This window comes from Modestobacter sp. SYSU DS0875 (assembly GCF_054050915.1).
Genome location: NZ_JBJHAH010000010.1, coordinates 77,398 through 93,175 on the forward strand (window position 1 = coordinate 77,398; position 15,778 = coordinate 93,175).

The 15,778-nt window shown below is 75.4% G+C and carries 20 protein-coding genes and 1 riboswitch; of the genes, 11 read left to right on the forward strand and 9 right to left on the reverse strand.

Annotation, left to right across the window (positions count from 1 at the left end; genetic code table 11):
- Positions 1 to 11: 11 nt before the first annotated feature.
- Entirely contained in the window at positions 12 to 887 is an 876-nt protein-coding gene (locus tag ACI79Y_RS08180; RefSeq protein ID WP_457157992.1) for a spermidine synthase, read from the reverse strand.
- Positions 884 to 1,729 (reverse strand): class I SAM-dependent methyltransferase, encoded by an 846-nt coding sequence (locus tag ACI79Y_RS08185; protein WP_457157993.1) that lies wholly within the window; start codon positions 1,727 to 1,729, stop codon positions 884 to 886. Before ACI79Y_RS08185 ends, ACI79Y_RS08180 begins: the two co-directional genes overlap by 4 nt.
- Before the next feature lie 40 nt (positions 1,730 to 1,769).
- On the opposite strand from ACI79Y_RS08185, the gene ACI79Y_RS08190 reads away from it, so the two are divergent.
- Together ACI79Y_RS08190 and ACI79Y_RS08195 are read left to right on the forward strand one after the other, a co-directional pair.
- Positions 1,770 to 2,798 carry a UDP-N-acetylmuramate dehydrogenase gene (locus tag ACI79Y_RS08190; RefSeq protein WP_457157994.1) on the forward strand — a complete coding sequence of 343 codons (1,029 nt, stop codon included), beginning with the start codon at positions 1,770 to 1,772 and terminating at the stop codon, positions 2,796 to 2,798.
- Positions 2,795 to 3,079, forward strand: a complete 285-nt coding sequence (locus ACI79Y_RS08195) for a hypothetical protein (RefSeq protein WP_457157995.1) — start codon at positions 2,795 to 2,797, stop codon at positions 3,077 to 3,079. Before ACI79Y_RS08190 ends, ACI79Y_RS08195 begins: the two co-directional genes overlap by 4 nt.
- An 8-nt stretch (positions 3,080 to 3,087) precedes the next feature.
- Here ACI79Y_RS08195 and ACI79Y_RS08200 read toward each other — a convergent pair whose 3' ends face one another.
- The gene (locus ACI79Y_RS08200; RefSeq protein WP_457078769.1) at positions 3,088 to 3,279 is read right to left on the reverse strand and encodes a hypothetical protein; all 192 of its coding nucleotides are present in this window, start codon (positions 3,277 to 3,279) and stop codon (positions 3,088 to 3,090) included.
- 179 nt (positions 3,280 to 3,458) lie between these two features.
- Positions 3,459 to 3,524, forward strand: a riboswitch (guanidine-III (ykkC-III) riboswitch).
- A gap of 10 nt (positions 3,525 to 3,534) precedes the next feature.
- On the opposite strand from ACI79Y_RS08200, the gene ACI79Y_RS08205 reads away from it, so the two are divergent.
- Positions 3,535 to 3,849 (forward strand): DMT family transporter, encoded by a 315-nt coding sequence (locus ACI79Y_RS08205; protein WP_457157996.1) that lies wholly within the window; start codon positions 3,535 to 3,537, stop codon positions 3,847 to 3,849.
- A gap of 15 nt (positions 3,850 to 3,864) precedes the next feature.
- Here ACI79Y_RS08205 and ACI79Y_RS08210 read toward each other — a convergent pair whose 3' ends face one another.
- The gene (locus ACI79Y_RS08210) at positions 3,865 to 4,650 is read right to left on the reverse strand and encodes an SDR family oxidoreductase (RefSeq protein WP_457157997.1); all 786 of its coding nucleotides are present in this window, start codon (positions 4,648 to 4,650) and stop codon (positions 3,865 to 3,867) included.
- Positions 4,651 to 4,735: 85 nt separating this feature from the next.
- Here ACI79Y_RS08210 and mshA point away from each other — a divergent pair, with 85 nt between their 5' ends.
- The 3 genes from mshA to ACI79Y_RS08225 are packed head-to-tail and all read left to right on the forward strand — an operon-like array spanning position 4,736 to position 8,180.
- Positions 4,736 to 6,118, forward strand: coding sequence for a D-inositol-3-phosphate glycosyltransferase (gene mshA / locus ACI79Y_RS08215; protein WP_457157998.1), 1,383 nt, complete (start codon positions 4,736 to 4,738; stop codon positions 6,116 to 6,118).
- Positions 6,115 to 6,630: a YbjN domain-containing protein gene (locus ACI79Y_RS08220; RefSeq protein WP_457157999.1), complete on the forward strand. Its 516-nt coding sequence runs from the start codon at positions 6,115 to 6,117 to the stop codon at positions 6,628 to 6,630. The genes mshA and ACI79Y_RS08220 overlap by 4 nt, the downstream gene beginning before the upstream one ends.
- Positions 6,627 to 8,180, forward strand: a complete 1,554-nt coding sequence (locus tag ACI79Y_RS08225) for an MFS transporter (RefSeq protein ID WP_457158000.1) — start codon at positions 6,627 to 6,629, stop codon at positions 8,178 to 8,180. The genes ACI79Y_RS08220 and ACI79Y_RS08225 overlap by 4 nt, the downstream gene beginning before the upstream one ends.
- Positions 8,181 to 8,182: 2 nt before the next feature.
- Here ACI79Y_RS08225 and ACI79Y_RS08230 read toward each other — a convergent pair whose 3' ends face one another.
- A complete protein-coding gene (locus ACI79Y_RS08230; RefSeq protein ID WP_457158001.1) occupies positions 8,183 to 8,947 on the reverse strand; it encodes a class I SAM-dependent methyltransferase in 765 nt (254 codons plus the stop codon).
- 37 nt (positions 8,948 to 8,984) lie between these two features.
- On the opposite strand from ACI79Y_RS08230, the gene ACI79Y_RS08235 reads away from it, so the two are divergent.
- Together ACI79Y_RS08235 and ACI79Y_RS08240 are read left to right on the forward strand one after the other, a co-directional pair.
- Entirely contained in the window at positions 8,985 to 9,287 is a 303-nt protein-coding gene (locus ACI79Y_RS08235; RefSeq protein ID WP_457158002.1) for a hypothetical protein, read from the forward strand.
- A 24-nt stretch (positions 9,288 to 9,311) separates the two neighbouring features.
- The gene (locus tag ACI79Y_RS08240) at positions 9,312 to 10,079 is read left to right on the forward strand and encodes a phosphoglyceromutase (RefSeq protein WP_457158003.1); all 768 of its coding nucleotides are present in this window, start codon (positions 9,312 to 9,314) and stop codon (positions 10,077 to 10,079) included.
- Positions 10,080 to 10,278: 199 nt separating this feature from the next.
- Here the strand turns inward: ACI79Y_RS08240 and phoU are convergent, their stop codons facing one another.
- Positions 10,279 to 10,944 carry a phosphate signaling complex protein PhoU gene (gene phoU / locus ACI79Y_RS08245; protein WP_457158004.1) on the reverse strand — a complete coding sequence of 222 codons (666 nt, stop codon included), beginning with the start codon at positions 10,942 to 10,944 and terminating at the stop codon, positions 10,279 to 10,281.
- Between the two features lie 259 nt (positions 10,945 to 11,203).
- On the opposite strand from phoU, the gene ACI79Y_RS08250 reads away from it, so the two are divergent.
- Both ACI79Y_RS08250 and ACI79Y_RS08255 read left to right on the forward strand, forming a co-directional pair.
- Positions 11,204 to 12,499, forward strand: coding sequence for a sensor histidine kinase (locus tag ACI79Y_RS08250; protein WP_457158005.1), 1,296 nt, complete (start codon positions 11,204 to 11,206; stop codon positions 12,497 to 12,499).
- Entirely contained in the window at positions 12,496 to 13,176 is a 681-nt protein-coding gene (locus ACI79Y_RS08255) for a winged helix-turn-helix domain-containing protein (protein ID WP_457078739.1), read from the forward strand. The genes ACI79Y_RS08250 and ACI79Y_RS08255 overlap by 4 nt, the downstream gene beginning before the upstream one ends.
- Before the next feature lie 235 nt (positions 13,177 to 13,411).
- Here the strand turns inward: ACI79Y_RS08255 and ACI79Y_RS08260 are convergent, their stop codons facing one another.
- Both ACI79Y_RS08260 and ACI79Y_RS08265 read right to left on the reverse strand, forming a co-directional pair.
- Positions 13,412 to 13,627 carry a DUF3072 domain-containing protein gene (locus tag ACI79Y_RS08260; protein WP_457158006.1) on the reverse strand — a complete coding sequence of 72 codons (216 nt, stop codon included), beginning with the start codon at positions 13,625 to 13,627 and terminating at the stop codon, positions 13,412 to 13,414.
- A 10-nt stretch (positions 13,628 to 13,637) separates the two neighbouring features.
- A complete protein-coding gene (locus ACI79Y_RS08265; RefSeq protein ID WP_457158007.1) occupies positions 13,638 to 13,868 on the reverse strand; it encodes a hypothetical protein in 231 nt (76 codons plus the stop codon).
- Positions 13,869 to 13,949: 81 nt separating this feature from the next.
- Between ACI79Y_RS08265 and ACI79Y_RS08270 the strand changes: the two genes are divergently transcribed.
- Positions 13,950 to 15,041, forward strand: a complete 1,092-nt coding sequence (locus tag ACI79Y_RS08270) for a helix-turn-helix domain-containing protein (RefSeq protein WP_457158008.1) — start codon at positions 13,950 to 13,952, stop codon at positions 15,039 to 15,041.
- On the opposite strand, the gene ACI79Y_RS08275 is transcribed toward ACI79Y_RS08270, so the two are convergent.
- Positions 14,937 to 15,776 carry a hypothetical protein gene (locus ACI79Y_RS08275; protein WP_457158009.1) on the reverse strand — a complete coding sequence of 280 codons (840 nt, stop codon included), beginning with the start codon at positions 15,774 to 15,776 and terminating at the stop codon, positions 14,937 to 14,939. The genes ACI79Y_RS08270 and ACI79Y_RS08275 overlap by 105 nt on opposite strands.
- Between the last annotated feature and the right edge of the window lie 2 nt (positions 15,777 to 15,778).

Sequence of the window (15,778 nt, forward strand, 5' to 3'; positions counted from 1 at the left end):
GGCTGGGCGCCTCAGCCGAAGACGCCGGCCGGTGGCTCCGGTGACGGCTGCGCGTCGGCGTCGGTGGCCGGCGCCTGCTGCCCGACGAAGGTGCGCAGCAGGTCACCGGTGACCAGCCGGGCGGGCATCGGGTCGGCCAGGCAGCGGCGGGTCAGCTCGGCCACCGGCAGCTCGCCGTCGGAGGCGACGGCGACCAGGTTGCCGAACCGGCGGCCCTTGAACGTGCTCGGCTCGGCGACCAGGGAGAGGTGGGCGAAGACCGCCGCCAGCGTCGCCGCCTCGGTCCGGGCGAACCGCAGCGGCGGGCCGTCGGAGACGTTCCACGCCGTCGTCCCACCCGGGCGGAGCACCCGGGCGACGTCGGTGGCGAACTCCACGGTGGTCAGGTGCGCCGGGGTGCGGGCGCCGGCGAAGACGTCGACCAGCACCAGGTCGGCGCTGGCGTCCGGCAGTGCGGCCAGCCCGGCGCGGGCGTCGATCGCCCGCACCCGGACCCGTGCGCCCCGGGGCAGCGGCAGCCGGGACCGGACCAGGTCGGTGAGCCGCTCGTCGAGCTCCATCACCCGCTGCACGGAGCCGGGCCGGGTCACGGCCACGTACCGGGCCAGGGTCAGCGCGCCGCCGCCGAGGTGGACGACGTCCAGCGGCTCGCCCGCCGGCGCGACCAGGTCGACGACGTGCCCCATCCGGCGGACGTACTCGAACTCCAGGTGGGTCGGGTCGCCCAGGTCGACGTGCGACTGCGGGACGCCGTCCAGGTGCAGCTCCCACGCGCCGTCCCGGTCGGCGTCGGCCAGCAGCTCCGCCGTGCCGCCGCCGACCTCGACCGGCCCGGGCAGGGCGGTGAGGGCAGGGCGCTCGTCCCGGGTGCGTCCCCGCCGGCTCACGAGGGCGCGACCGCGGACCAGCGGACGGTGACCTCGCCGTGCCTCCACCGCCGGGTCGGCGCGACCAGCGGCCAGCCCTGCTCGGCCAGCGTCTCGACCGCCGCGGCCCAGCGCTGCCGGGGGCCGAACGTCGACAGCCCGGCGGCCGAGGCCCAGGCGGCGTCGAAGGCCGTGAGGAAGGCGTGCACCGGCTGGCCGGGCACGTTGTGGTGGATCAGCGCCTTGGGCAGCCGCTCGGCCAGGTCCGACGGGCGCTCCAGGTCCGAGACCCGGGCGGCCAGGGTGAGGGTCAGCGGGCCGTCCTCGTCCAGCGCCACCCAGGTCGCCCGCCGTCCCCACTCGTCGCAGGTGCCCTCGACCAGCAGCCCGCCGGGGGCCAGCGCGCCGCGCATGGTGTCCCAGGCGCGGGCCGCGGACTCCTCGTCGTACTGGCGCAGCACGTTGAAGGCCCGCACCAGCACCGGCTGCAGCCCGGCCAGCTCGAACCCGCCCACCCGGAAGTCGACCCGCGGCGGGTCGCGGTCCGCGGCGACCGCGGTCACCCGCTCCGGATCGATCTCCAGGCCGATCACCTCCAGCCCGGCCACCTCCGGGGCCAGCCGCTCGGCCAGCTCCAGGGTGGTCACCGCCGAGGCGCCGTAGCCCAGGTCGACGACGAGCGGGTGGGCGGCGTCCCGCAGCCGCGCGACCTGGGTGGCGACCAGCCAGCGGTCGACCCGGCGCAGCCGGTTGGCGTTGGTGGTGCCGCGGGTCGGCAGGCCGAGGGCCCGCGCGCGGCCGGCGGCCAGCCGGGGCGCCTTCCGGACGGGCGGCAGCGACGCACGCTGGGTGTGGTCGCTCACGGTGGACGAGGTTAGCCGCGCCGCGGATTACGGTGGTGCGGTGCAGGTACGCCGCGACGCCCGCTTCGCGGAGCTGACCACCCTCGGGGTCGGTGGCCCGATCGACCGCCTGGTCGAGGTCACCACGCGCGAGGAGCTGGTCGCCGCCGTCCGCGACGCCGACGACGCCGGCCGCCCGCTGCTGGTCCTCGGTGGGGGCTCCAACCTCATCGGCCCGGACGCCGGCTGGCCCGGTGACGTGGTGCTGGTCCGCACCCGCGGCGTGGCCCGCCGAGACGCCGGTGAGCAGGTGGAGCTCGAGGTCGAGGCCGGCGAACCGTGGGACGACCTGGTCGCGGCCACCGTCGGGCAGGAGCTGGCGGGCCTGGAGGCCCTCTCGGGCATCCCCGGCTCGACCGGCGCGACCCCCGTGCAGAACGTCGGCGCGTACGGCCAGGAGGTCGCCGCGCTGATCACCTCGGTGCGCACCTGGGACCGCGCCGCCCGCGCCGAGCGGGTCTTCACGCCGGAGGAGTGCGGCTTCGCCTACCGGGACAGCCGGTTCAAGGCCCAGCCCGGGGCGTACGTGGTGCTCGCGGTGACCTTCGCGCTGCGGCCCTCCGCGCACTCGGGAGCGGTCAGCTACGCGGAGCTGGCCCGGACCCTCGGCGTCGAGCTGGGGGAGACCGCGCCGCTGGCCGCCGTGCGCGACGCCGTGCTCGGGCTGCGTCGCGGCAAGGGCATGGTCTGGGACCCGACCGACCCCGACACCCGCAGCGCCGGGTCGTTCTTCACCAACCCCATCGTCCCGGTGGCTGCCGCGGTGCCGGGCTGCCCGAGCTGGCCGGCCGGGATCGGCGCGGACGGCGCGGAGCAGGTCAAGCTGTCGGCGGCCTGGCTGGTGCAGTCGGCCGGCTTCGGCAAGGGCACCCGGGACGGGCGGGTCGGCACGTCGCCGCGGCACAGCCTGGCGCTGACCACCGAGCCCGGCGCCACCTCTGCGGAGCTGATGGCCTTCGCCGGGCGGGTCGTCGACGCGGTGCGCGACCGGTTCGGCGTGACCCTGGTGCCCGAGCCGGTGCGCCCGTGAGCGTGCGACCGGACGAGGCCCGGCGGCTCGGGGCGCTCTACGAGACGCTGCGCGCGCCCGCCGTCCCGGCCGGTGGTGGTCCCGGGGCCATGCAGGCCTGGCTGGCCCGGGTGGAGGCCGACGGCGCGCTGGCCGGGCTGATCTCCCGGCTGCTCAACGGCGGCGACCTGCTCCGCGCCGACGTCGAGGCGGCCCAGGCGCTGACCACGTCGGCCGGGACCTCCGCCGACCGGGCCCAGGTCGCCGCCGCCTACGAGCTGCTGCGCGACCACAGCGTCTGAACGTCGGCTCACTCGAGCAGGAGGGCGAGCCCCACCGCGAGTGCGGTCAGCACGGCGAGGGTGACGGCCAGCCACAGCAGCATGCGCAGCGCGCGCTGCCGGCCCCGGGGGTTGGTGACCCAGCCACCGGTCAGCTCGCCCAGCTTCCCGACCGTGCCGGCCGGGGAGTACTGGTTCGTCTCACGCCCGTCTCCGTGCATGTCGCGATGGTGCCCGCGGCGGCGTCGTCCGTCGACCCGCTCCGGACGACCGCACCCCAGAGGTGCCGGTGCGTGAGGTCGTGGTCTGCCCACCGGGAGTGGGCAGAGCACGACGTCCCGCGGTGACCCGTCCGACCGGGGCGCCGCTGGCCGGATCGACCGGTGCGTGCGAGCCTGGACGTGAGCCCGCAGCCGGGCTCCCGGACGAGCGGCGCCGTACCCGGACAGCGACAAGACGGCGTTCCGGGAGTGGTCATGGCCTGGCTCGTCCTCGTCGTCTCCGGCGCGCTGGAGGCCGTCTGGGCGACCGCGCTCGACCGCTCGCAGGGCTTCACCCGCCTGGCGCCGAGCGTCGTCTTCGCCGTGGCCCTCGCCGGCAGCATGGGCGGGCTGGCGTTCGCCATGCGCACGCTGCCGCTGGGCACGGCCTACGCGGTGTGGGTGGGCATCGGCGCGACGCTGACCGCCGGCTGGGCCATGCTCACCGGCGCCGAGCCGGTGTCGGTGGTCCGGGTGCTGCTGCTGGCCGGCATCGTCGGCTGCGTGATCGGGCTCAAGCTGGTCAGCTGACCGGGAGTGGGGCGGTCACCCGTCCTCGCGGGCCACCTTGTGCTGGGCAGCCTGGGCCCGCGGCCGGACGACGAGCAGGTCGACGTTCACGTGGTGCGGGCGGGTGACCGCCCAGGCGATGACGTCGGCGACGTCCTCGGCCACCAGCGGCTCGCGCACCCCCCGGTACACGGCGTCGGCCTTCTCCTGGCTGCCGGTGCGGTTGAGCGAGAACTCCTCCGTCTTGACCATCCCCGGGGCGATCTCGATCACCCGCACCGGGTCGTGCACCAGCTCCAGGCGCAGCGTCTCGGCCAGCGTGTGCACCCCGTGCTTGGCGGCGGTGTAGCTGGCGCCCCCCTCGTAGCTGACCAGCCCGGCGGTGGAGCCGACGAACACCAGGTCGCCGGCGCCGGACGCCTGCAGCGCCGGCAGCAGCGCCTTGGTCACCCGCACCGGGCCCAGCACGTTGACGTCGTAGGTGCGCTCCCAGGAGCCCAGGTCGGCCTCGGCCACCGGGTTGGCGTCGAACGCCCCACCGGCGTTGTTCACCAGCACGTCGACCCGGTCCAGCGAGGCCGCCAGCGCCGTGACCGACGCGGGGTCGGTCACGTCCAGCTGCGCGACCCGGCCACCGATCCGGGCGGCCAGCTCGGTCAGCCGGTCCAGCCGGCGCGCGGCCAGCACGACGTCGAACCCCTCGGCCGCCAGCCGCTCCGCGGTCGCGGCGCCGATCCCGCTGGAGGCGCCGGTGACGACGGCGACCCGGCCGGAGCCGGGGAAGGGCACTCGTGCGGGGGAGGGAGCAACGGGGCTGGACATGTGTCCATCCTGGCCTTGTTGCAGACTGAACCACCGACAGGGTGTCCGCCGCGGGCGCCACGCACGCCCGAGCGGAGGTGGCACCGTGCCTGGTCGACGGCCCGGTCGCCCCGGCGTCCTGCGGCGCAACTCCCCGGCACCCAACACCACGGCACCCGTGCTCCCGCGCCGGGTGGCGACCCTCTCGGTGCACACCAGCCCGCTGGAGCAGCCCGGCGCCGGTGATGCCGGAGGCATGAACGTCTACGTGGTCGAGGTGTCCCGCCGCCTGGCCGAGCGCGGCATCGCCGTCGACGTCTTCACCCGCGCCACCTCCAGCGACCAGCCGCCGGTGGTCGCGATGAGCCCGGGCGTCACCGTCCGGCACGTCAGCGCCGGCCCGTTCGAGGGGCTCGGCAAGAACGAGCTCCCCGCCCAGATGTGCGCCTTCACCGCCGCCGTGCTGCGCGAGGAGGCCCAGCACGAGCCGGGGCACTTCGACGTCGTCCACTCCCACTACTGGCTGTCGGGCCAGGTCGGCTGGCTGGCCCGGGACCGGTGGGGCGTGCCGCTGGTGCACTCCGCGCACACCCTGGCCAAGGTGAAGAACGCCGCGCTCGCCGAGGGCGACGAGCCCGAGCCGCGCGCCCGGGTGATCGGCGAGGAGCAGGTCGTCGCCGAGGCCGACCGGATGGTCGCCAACACCGCCGAGGAGGCGCGCCAGCTCGTCGACTTCTACGGCGCCGACCCGCGCCGCACCCTGGTCGTGCCCCCCGGGGTCGACCTGCGCACCTTCCGGCCCGGAGACCGCCAGCGCGCCCGGGAACGGGTGGGCGTGCCCGCCGACGCCGTCGTGCTGCTGTTCGTCGGGCGGATCCAGCCGCTCAAGGCCCCGGACATGCTGCTGCACGCGGCCGCCCGGATGCTCGCCGCGGACCCCGAGCTGCGCGCCCGGCTGCAGGTGCTGGTGGTCGGCGCACCCAGCGGGTCCGGGCTGGCCGAGCCGCAGCGGCTGCAGGAGCTGGCCGTGCGCCTGGGCGTCACCGACGTCGTCCGGTTCCTGCCGCCGCAGCCACCGGCGCAGCTTGCCGACCACTACCGCGCCGCCGACGTCGCCGTCGTGCCCAGCCACAACGAGTCCTTCGGCCTGGTGGCGCTGGAGGCGCAGGCCTGCGGTACACCGGTGGTGGCCGCGCGGGTCGGGGGCCTGCCGACCGCGGTCGACGACGGCGTCTCCGGCCTGCTGGTCACCGGCCGCGACCCCGGGGACTACGCCGCCGCGATCACCCGGGTGCTGGAGCGCCGGGAGCTGCTGGCGGCCGGGGCGCGGCGGCACGCCGCCGCCTTCAGCTGGGACCGCACCGTCGACTCCCTCGTCGACGGCTACGCCGCGGCGATGGCCGAGATGAGCCGGCGGTCGGCGCCGCTGGCCCGGCTGCGCGGTGCGGAGGCCGTGCGGCTGCTCTCCGGGGGCACGGCGGGCCGATGAGCCGGCGGAGCGTGGCGGAGCTCGACGGGGTCGTCGAGAGGGCCCTGCGCGCCGCGGAGCTGGAGTACGAGCACCCGGACACCGGGCGGTTCGTGGTGACCCTGCCCGGGGTGAAGAAGCTGCGCACCCTGGTGGGGCTCACCGTCGGCGCGCACGGGTTCCGGGTCGAGGCGTTCGTCTGCCGCCAGCCCGACGAGAACCGCGAGCAGCTGTGGGCCTGGCTGCTGCAGCACAACGCCCGGATGTACGGGGTCGCGTACTCGATCGACAGCGTCGGCGACGTCTACCTCACCGGCACCCTCGGGCACGACGCGGTGAACGCCGAGGAGATCGACCGCATCCTCGGGGCGGTGCTCACCTACGCCGACGAGCACTTCAACACGATGCTGCAGATCGGGTTCGGCAGCTCGATCCGCCGCGAGTGGAACTGGCGGGTCGAGCGCGGGGAGTCGCTGCGCAACCTGGAGGCGTTCGCCGCCTTCGCCGACCCCACCCGTCGGCCGCCCGGGTGAGCCGGCCCGCCCTGACCCCGCCGACCACGCTGCCGGCCGGCTACGACCGGCGGTGGTGGGTGCTCGCCACCATGGTCGTCTGTCTGCTGATGGTGATCATGGGCAACACCATCCTCAACGTCGCGCTGCCCACGCTCCAGCGCGAGCTGGACGCCACTCAGGGCGAGCTCCAGTGGGCGATCGACTCCTACATCCTCGTCTTCGCCGGGCTGCTGTTCAGCTGGGGCGTGCTCGGTGACCGGTTCGGCCGGCGCAAGGTCCTGCTGGCCGGGCTGACCATCTTCGCCGTCGGCTCGGTGCTCGCCGCGTTCAGCGACTCGGCGCTGGAGCTCATCGCCTGGCGCGCGGTGATGGGGGTCGGCGGCGCCGCGGTGCAGCCCGCCACGCTCGCGGTGATCACCAACGTCTTCCCGGCCGGCGAGCGGGGCCGGGCGATCGGGCTGTGGGCCGGTGCCTCGGGCCTCGCGGTCGCCGGCGGTCCGCTGGCCGGGGGGCTGGTGCTGGAGCACTACTGGTGGGGCGCGGTCTTCCTGCTCGGCGTCCCGGTCGCGGCGCTGGGCATCCTGGGCATCCTCCTCGTCGTCCCGGAGTCCAGGGACCCCGCGCCCGGCCGGCTGGACGTGCCGGGCGTGCTGCTGTCGATCGTGGCGCTCGCCGGGCTGGTCTTCGGCATCATCCGCGGCGGCAGCGACGGCTGGAGCGCGCCGCAGACCTGGGCGCCGCTGGGCGGCGGGGTGCTGCTGCTGGTGGTCTTCGTCTGGTGGCAGCGGCGCACCAGCCACCCCGCGCTGGACGTCACGCTGTTCCGCAACCCGGCCTTCTCCGCCGCCGCCGGCGCGCTCACGCTCAACTTCTTCGCGCTGCAGGGGGCGACGTTCTACCTCGTCTACTACCTGCAGGGCGTGCGTGGGTACTCCCCGCTGGCCAGCGGGGCCAGCCTGGTGCCGGTCGCGCTGGGCATCGCGCTGGTGGCCCCGCGCAGCTCGGTGCTCGCCGAGCGGTTCGGCGCGAAGGCCGTGTGCGCCACCGGCTTCACCCTCATCGCGTTCTCCTTCGCCGGCATCCAGCTGCTGGACGCCGACGCGCCGTTGTGGCTGGTGCTCACCGTGCTGGCGCTGCAGGGGGTCGGCATGGGCTCGGTGATGGCCCCGGCCACCGAGTCGATCATGTCCGTCGTCCCGCGGGAGAAGGCCGGCGCGGGCGCGGCGGTCAACAACGCGGTGCGCCAGGTGGGCGGCGCGCTGGGGGTGGCGATCCTCGGCTCGGTGCTGGCCGGGGCCTACGCCACCCGGCTCGGCGACGAGGTCGACGCGCTGCCGCCCGCCGCCCGGGAGCAGGCCAGCGAGTCGATCATCGGGACGCTGGCCGCGGTCGAGCGCGCCCGGGCCGCCGGCGGTGAGGCTGCGTCCGGCGTCGGCGCTGTCGTCGAGCCGGCCCGGGAGGCCTTCGTCGGGGCGATGCACCTGACCGCCGTCGGCACCGCCGGCTGTGCGGTCATCGCCGCGGTGGTCGTCCTCGTCTGGCTGCCCGGCCGGCGTCTGCCCGCCTGACCTCAGGCCGCGCCGGGCCACCAGAAGGTGGTCGCGGTGCGCGGCCGGTCGTCGGTGAACCGGCGCATCGCCGCGGCCACCTCCGGCTCGCGCGCCACCGGCAGGCACAGCCGCCGGCGGGTGAAGGCCAGCACCACGTCGTCGGGGGCGTCCCGCCACGGGTCGGCCCGCGACCAGGTGTGCTGCTGCGCGGTGATGCCCAGCTCGTCGAGCACCTCGGCGAACAGGGCAGCCGTGGGGCCGCTGGGCCGCTCCTGGCCGTGGAAGTGCCGCCACAGCCCACCCAGCGACGTCCACGGGTGGACGTCGGTCAGCTCGACCACCACCCGGTGGCGAGCGTGCGCGGTCAGCTCGGTGACGAACGCGGCGACGTCGGGCACGTTGTAGACGACGTTCGCGCACACCACGACGTCGGCCGGCGGCACCCGCTGCGCGACGTCCGGCCACCGCCCGACCCAGGTGCGCACCGTCGTCGCCGGGGAGGCGAGCGCCGCCGCGGTGAACCGGGCCAGCAGATCGGCGGACTCGTCGAGTCCCAGCAGCTCCGGTGCTCCGGCGGGCACGCTGGCCGCCCCACCGCCGCAGCCGACGTCCAGCACGCTGCCCGGGCCGGCCTCCCGCACTGCGGCGAGGGTCGCCGCCGCGCCGCGGTCGGCGCCGAACAGGCCCGGCGGGAAGCCGTAGGGGGACTCCGGGGCGGCGGCCAGCAGCTCCGGGTCGATCGCCCACGCCGCCAGCTCCGCCGCCCACCGTTCGGTCGCACGCACGGGCCGATCCTCCCCTGCCGGACTAGCGTGGGCAGCGATGGTGGACCAGACCCCGGCGCCGGCCCGGCAGGGCCGGGCGCTCATCGGCCTGGTCGCCGCCTCCGCGCTGGCCTACCCGCTGCTGCTGTGCGCGGTCGAGCTGCTGGTCGTGCAGCTGATCGCCCCGGACGCCGGGGCGCTCGCGCTCTGGGGCTCGGTGGCGGTCATCTGCAGCCTGGCGATGGTCGCCGCCGTGCGCTGGGGTGCCGGACGTCGGTTCTGGAGCCCGTGGCTGCTGGTGGGGCTGGTGCCGCCCGCGCTCTTCGAGCTGTGGGTCTGCTGGCCACTGCTCACGCGCTGACCCGGAGTCGGGCAGGATGGCAGCGTGACTGAGACCGCGAGCCCCGTTGCGACCCTCGTCCTGCTCCGCCACGGCGAGAGCGAGTGGAACAAGGCCAACCTGTTCACCGGCTGGGTGGACGTCCCGCTGTCGGAGAAGGGCCGCGCCGAGGCGGCCCGCGGTGGCCAGCTGATGGCCGAGCAGGGCGTGCTGCCCGACGTCTGCCACACCTCCGTGCTCAAGCGGGCGATCGCCACCTCCGAGCTGGCGCTGGCCGCCGCCGACCGGCAGTGGATCCCGGTGAAGCGCTCCTGGCGGCTCAACGAGCGGCACTACGGCGCCCTCCAGGGCAAGGACAAGGCCGCCACGCTCGCCGAGTACGGCGAAGAGCAGTTCATGACCTGGCGCCGCTCCTACGACACCCCGCCGCCGCCGATCGAGCCCGGCAGCGAGTTCAGCCAGGACGGCGACCCGCGCTACGCCATGCTGCCGCCGGAGGTGCGCCCGGCCACCGAGTGCCTGGCCGACGTCGTCGTCCGCATGCTGCCCTACTGGTACGACGCGATCGTGCCGGACCTGCGGTCGGGGCGGACCGTGCTGGTCGCCGCGCACGGCAACAGCCTGCGGGCGCTGGTGAAGCACCTGGACGGCATGGGCGACGAGGAGGTCGTCGGCCTCAACATCCCGACCGGCGTACCGCTGCGCTACGACCTCGACGCCGACCTGCGCCCGCTGCAGAAGGGCGGTCAGTACCTCGACCCCGACGCCGCCGCAGCAGCGATCGAGGCGGTCAAGAACCAGGGCAAGAAGTAGGGCACCGCGGAGCCCCCGGCAGCTCGGCTGCCGGGGGCTCCGTGTGTGTCCGGACTACGCGCCGTGTGTGTCCGGACTACGCGCCGTCAGGCGCTGCACGCCGACGAGGGGGGCCGGAGGCATCCCCGAGGAGGGGTGCGCAACGGCTCAGCGCCGACGGGGCACGGCCGTCGGCCGCGGTGCGGTCCGGAGGACCGCCTCAGGAATCGTGCGTCGCGACCATCGCGCGCTCGCCGGTGACCAGGTAGACCACCCGGCGGGCCACGCTGACCGCGTGGTCGGCGAAGCGCTCGTAGTAGCGGCCCAGCAGCGTGACGTCGATGGCCGACTCGATGCCGTGCCCCCAGGTGGGGAGCAGCAGCTCGCGGAACAGCTGCTTGTGCAGCTGGTCCATGACGTCGTCCTCGGCCTCCAGCTCGGCGGCCGCCTCGACGTCGCGCTTGGCGATGACGGTGCTGGCCTTGGTGACCAGGCTCCCGGCGACGTGGCCGGCCTCCAGGAAGACCGGGCGCACCTCCTGGGGCACCGCGTGCTCCGGGAAGCGCATCCGCGCGACCTTCGCGATGTGCTCGGCCAGGTCGCCCATCCGCTCCAGGTCACCGACGATCCGCATCGCGGTGGTGATGGTGCGCAGGTCGGTGGCGACCGGCTGCTGCCGGGCCAGCAGGGTGAAGCAGCGCTCCTCGATGCTCTCGCGCACCGAGTCGATCCGCTCGTCCCCGGCGATCACCAGGTCGGCGAGCGCGACGTCGGCGTCGAGCAGGGCGGTGGTCGCGGTGCTCATCGCGGACCCCACCGAGTTGGCCATCTCCACCAGGCAGGCGTTGATGTCGTCCAGTTCCTCGCGGTAGCTCTCCCGCAGCACGCTTCCTCCGTCCACTTGCCGCGCCGGGTCCGGGCCCGGGTGGCTCGGCTGCTCGGCGCGTGGCGTCGCCGCCCACCGTCCGGAACGCCCGGTGCCGGACGTCGGAACGCGTGTGCACACGAGCCTAAAGACGGTGCCACGCGCTGCAGGAGGCCGCCAGGTGAACGCCCGGGCACACCGCGGTGAACTGTCCCGCCCGGACGGGTGATGTGCCCCGGGACCGGTCGTGCACTCGCCCTTCCTGTCTAGCATCGGCACCGTGGAACCGCTGGTCGCCCTGGTGGCGGGCCTCGCGACCGGCCTGCTGCTGGCGCTCACCGTGGTCCGCGCCCGCCACCGTCCCGTCGACGAGGGGGGCGCGGTGCCCCCGCGCGGCCAGGTCGACCCGCGCGCCGACGAGGAGGCCGCGCTCTCCCGCCGGCTGGTCGACCTGATGGACCCCGCCGTCGTCGTGGTCGGCCCCGACGACGCGGTGCTGCTGGCCAACCCCTCCGCGCGGGCGCTGGGCATCGTCCGGGGCAGTCGCCTGCTGGTTCCCGGCCTGCTGGAGGTGGCCCTGGAGACCCAGACCGCCGGCAGCCGCCGGGCCGACGTCGCACTCCCCGGAGACCTGGTCGGCGCGGGCCCCCGCACCGTGGGCGTGCACGGCATCCGGCTGGGCAGCGCACCGCTGAGCGGCACCGGGCCGGTGGCGCTGGTGCTCCAGGACGTCACCGAGGCCCGCCGCGTCGAGGCCGTCCGGCGGGACTTCGTCGCCAACGTCGGCCACGAGCTGAAGACCCCCGTGGGCGCGCTCGCGCTGCTGGCCGAGGCGATCCAGGGTGCCGCCGACGACCCGGAGACGGTGCAGCGGTTCGCCGCCCGGATGAGCCACGAGGCCGACCGGCTCTCCCGCCTGGTGCGCGAGCTCATCGACCTGTCCCGGCTGCAGGGCGCGGAGCCGATGCCCGAGCTGGTGCCGGTGGCCGTCGCCACCGTCGTGGCCGAGGCCGTCGACCGCACCCGCGCCGCCGCCGCGGCCAAGGACATCCAGCTCGCCGTCGCCGCCCAGCCCGGCCTGGTGGTCCGCGGGGTCGAGGCACAGCTGGCCACCGCGCTCACCAACCTGCTGGCCAACGCCGTCGCCTACAGCCCCGTGGAGACCACCATCGCGGTCGGCGCCCGGGCCCGCTCCGGGTTCGCCGAGATCGCCGTCACCGACTCCGGCATCGGCATCCCCCGCTCGGACCGCTCCCGGGTCTTCGAGCGCTTCTACCGGGTCGACCAGTCCCGGGCCAGCTCCACCGGTGGCACCGGACTCGGTCTGGCCATCGTCAAGCACGTCGCCAGCAACCACGGCGGATCGGTCACCGTGTGGAGCGAGGAGGGCCTGGGGTCGACGTTCACCCTGCGCATCCCCCTCGCCGCCGGGATCGACCAGCCCGTGGACGACGGCGCACCCGAGCGGCCGCCCGTGCCGCCGCTCCACCCGGCCCGCCCCCTCGACGTCGATGACGTCGCGGTCGGGTCCCACGACGACGGCCCCGCGGGGGCCGCGAGGAGAGGACGGTCATGACCCGAGTGCTCGTGGTGGAGGACGAGGAGTCCTTCAGCGACGCGCTGTCCTACATGCTGCGGCGAGAGGGCTACGACACGGTCGTGGCCGCCACCGGCACGGACGCGCTCGCCGAGTTCGACCGGGCCGGGGCCGACATCGTGCTGCTCGACCTCATGCTGCCGGGGCTCTCCGGTACCGAGGTCTGCCGCTCGCTGCGGGCCAGGAGCTCGGTGCCGATCATCATGCTCACCGCCAAGGACGCCGAGATCGACAAGGTCGTCGGGCTGGAGCTGGGCGCCGACGACTACGTCACCAAGCCCTACTCGGCCCGGGAGCTGGTCGCCCGGATCCGGGCCGTGCTGCGCCGCGGCACGGACGCCGAACCGGTGGCCGACAGCACGCTGGAGGCCGGCCCGGTGCGGCTGGACGTCGAGCGGCACGTCGTCGCGGTCGACGGGCAGCCCGTCGCCCTCCCGCTCAAGGAGTTCGACCTGCTCGAGCTGCTGCTGCGCAACGCCGGGCGGGTGCTCACCCGCGGTCAGCTCATCGACCGGGTCTGGGGAGCGGACTACGTCGGCGACACCAAGACCCTCGACGTCCACGTCAAGCGGCTGCGGGCCAAGCTCGAGCCCGACCCGGCCAACCCCAAGTACCTGGTGACCGTGCGCGGGCTCGGCTACAAGTTCGAGGCGTAGCTGATCGCGATCCTCCGGATCGCAACCGCAGCCACCACAGGGCGATCCTCCGGGCCGCACCGCGGCCAGGTGCCGGAGTGCGCTGCGCTGAGCCGTTGACCGTCCGGCCGGAGGTGGACCCTGCGGGCCCGCCGTCCGGCCGGACCGCCTGCGGCGGGCTCGTCAGCCCTGGTCGAGGACCCTCCGGGTCCGTCGGCCAGGGCTGACAGCCGCCTGCGGCGGCGGAACTGCTCTCCTACTGGCCGCGGCCGGTTTCGTCCTGGAGGTCGTCGATCTTCTTCGACGCGTCGGCCTTGTTGATGTCGTCGGGGACGTCCTCCCCGGCTTCGCGCGCGAGCGTGTGCAGGTAGCTCTTCTGCGCGCCGGTGGCCGGCTCGTCGCCGGTCACCCAGTCCGACGGGTCCTTCTCGGTGCTGCGCGGGCTGTCGGGCCCGGTCTCCGCTTCGCTCATGTGTTCGAAGCTACGCCGGGGCCTGCTCCCGCGCAGCTCGAACGACGCCGGCGGCCGTCGCCGACCGCGGCGCTGCGGTGCGGGCCTCCTCCCACCGGCGTCCGGTGCGGTAGACGTGCTCGGTGCCGCAGGGGCAGGCGACGGTCAGCGCGATGTGCGTCGCGTGGTTGACGACCGACCGGACGCGCCGGTCGGCCACCAGCTCGGTGGTCCGGGTGACGGGGCAGGTGATCAGGAACATGCCCGCAGCCTCCGCCGGTGGCATCGACCGGACGAGTGGCAGACATGACCGGGAACGCAGGTTTTCTGCCATGCTGTCGCGGTGACCGGAACCGACCGTCCGCTGGTGGTGAGCGCCGTCGTCGCCGACGGCCTGGTGGGCTCCTTCGGGCTGGGGGTCGCGGCCGAGGTCTTCGGCTACGACCGCCGTCACCTGGGGCTGCCACGCTTCGACTTCGCGCTCGCCGCCGTCCGGCCGGGGGTGGTCCGGACCGACACCGGCATCGGGCTGACCGTGGAGCACGGCCTGGAACGGGTGGCCGTCTCCGACATCGTCCTGGTGACCTCCTGGGAGGACCTGGCCCAGCCCTCCCCGCCGGAGCTGCTGGCCGCGCTGGTGGCCGCGTACGACCGTGGTGCCCAGCTGGTGAGCCACTGCTCGGGGGCCTTCGTGCTCGCCCGCGCCGGACTGCTCGACGGTCGCCGGGCCACCACGCACTGGCGGATGGCCGGGGAGCTCGCCGCGCGCTTCCCCCGCGTGCAGGTCGACCCAGCAGTGCTCTACGTGGACGCCGGCCGGGTCATCACCGGCGCCGGGACGGCCAGCGGCATCGACGCGATGCTCCACCTCGTCCGCCGGGAGTGGGGTGCGTCGGCGGCGAACGCGCTGGCCCGGGACATGGTGGTGCCCCCGCACCGCGACGGCGGCCAGGCCCAGTTCATCGACGAGCCGGTGGCCCGCTGCGAGGACGACCTGCTCGGCATCGTCCTGGAGTGGGCCCGGGCGCACCTGGCCGAGGAGATCACCGTCGAGGTGCTGGCCCGCCGGGCGTTGATGAGCCCGCGCAGCTTCGCCCGCCGGTTCAAGGCCACCACCGGGACGACGCCGCACGCCTGGCTGCTCACCCAGCGGCTGGCCGCGGCCGAGTCGCTGCTGGAGGGCAGCGACGCCCCGGTGGAGGAGATCGCCCGGCTGGTCGGCTTCGGCACCGCGGCCGGCCTGCGGGAGCAGTTCGGCCGCCGTCGCGGCGTCTCCCCGCGGGCCTACCGGCAGACCTTCCGGGCCACCCGCGCCGGCGGCACGCCGGTCTCAGCCGGGCCGGCGTCGGTGCAGCTCGACGGGCACCGGCCGGGGGCTGGCCGGGTGCGGGGCGACGAGGCCGGCGTCCAGGCGCGCCTCGGTCAGCCGGCGTAGCTCGGCGTAGGCGGCCTCGCCCAGCAGCGCGGTCAGCTCCGGGCCGTAGGTCTCCACCAGCGGTTGCGCCGCGACGTGCGCGGTGGGGGAGCCGGTGCACCACCAGTGCAGGTCGTGGCCGCCCGGACCCCAGCCGCGGCGGTCGAACTCGCCGATGGACGACACCAGCACCCGGGTGTCGTCGGGCCGGTCCACCCACTCCTGCTCCCGCCGGACCGGCAGCTGCCAGCACACGTCCGGCTTGGTCTCCAGCGGGTGGCGGCCCTGCCGCAGCGCCATCGCGTGCAGCGCGCAGCCGGCACCTCCGGGGTGCCCGGGCCGGTTGAGGAAGACGCAGGCGCCATCGACGACCCGGGTGCGCAGCGCCTCCTCGGCGGCCTCCCCGGGCGCGGGCTCGGTCAGCGTGTCCGGCTCGGTCCACTCGTCCCGGGCCGGTGCCTGCCCGGGGTGGCGTTGCCAGTCCAGGGGGGTGAGCTCGGCCACGGAGGCGGCGACCCGCTCCAGGTCGTCGGTGTCGGTGAAGAACGCGCCGTGGTTGCAGCAGCCGTCCTCGGCGCGGCCGGCCACGACGCCGGCGCAGCCGCGGCCGAACACGCACGTCCACGCACTGGTCAGCCAGGTGAGGTCGGCCCGCACCAGGTGCTCGGGATCGGCCGGGTCGACGAACTCCACCCACTCGCGGGGGAAGTCCAGCCCGACCTCGGGCGGGGCGTCGGCGGGGGTGCTGGGGTCCACCG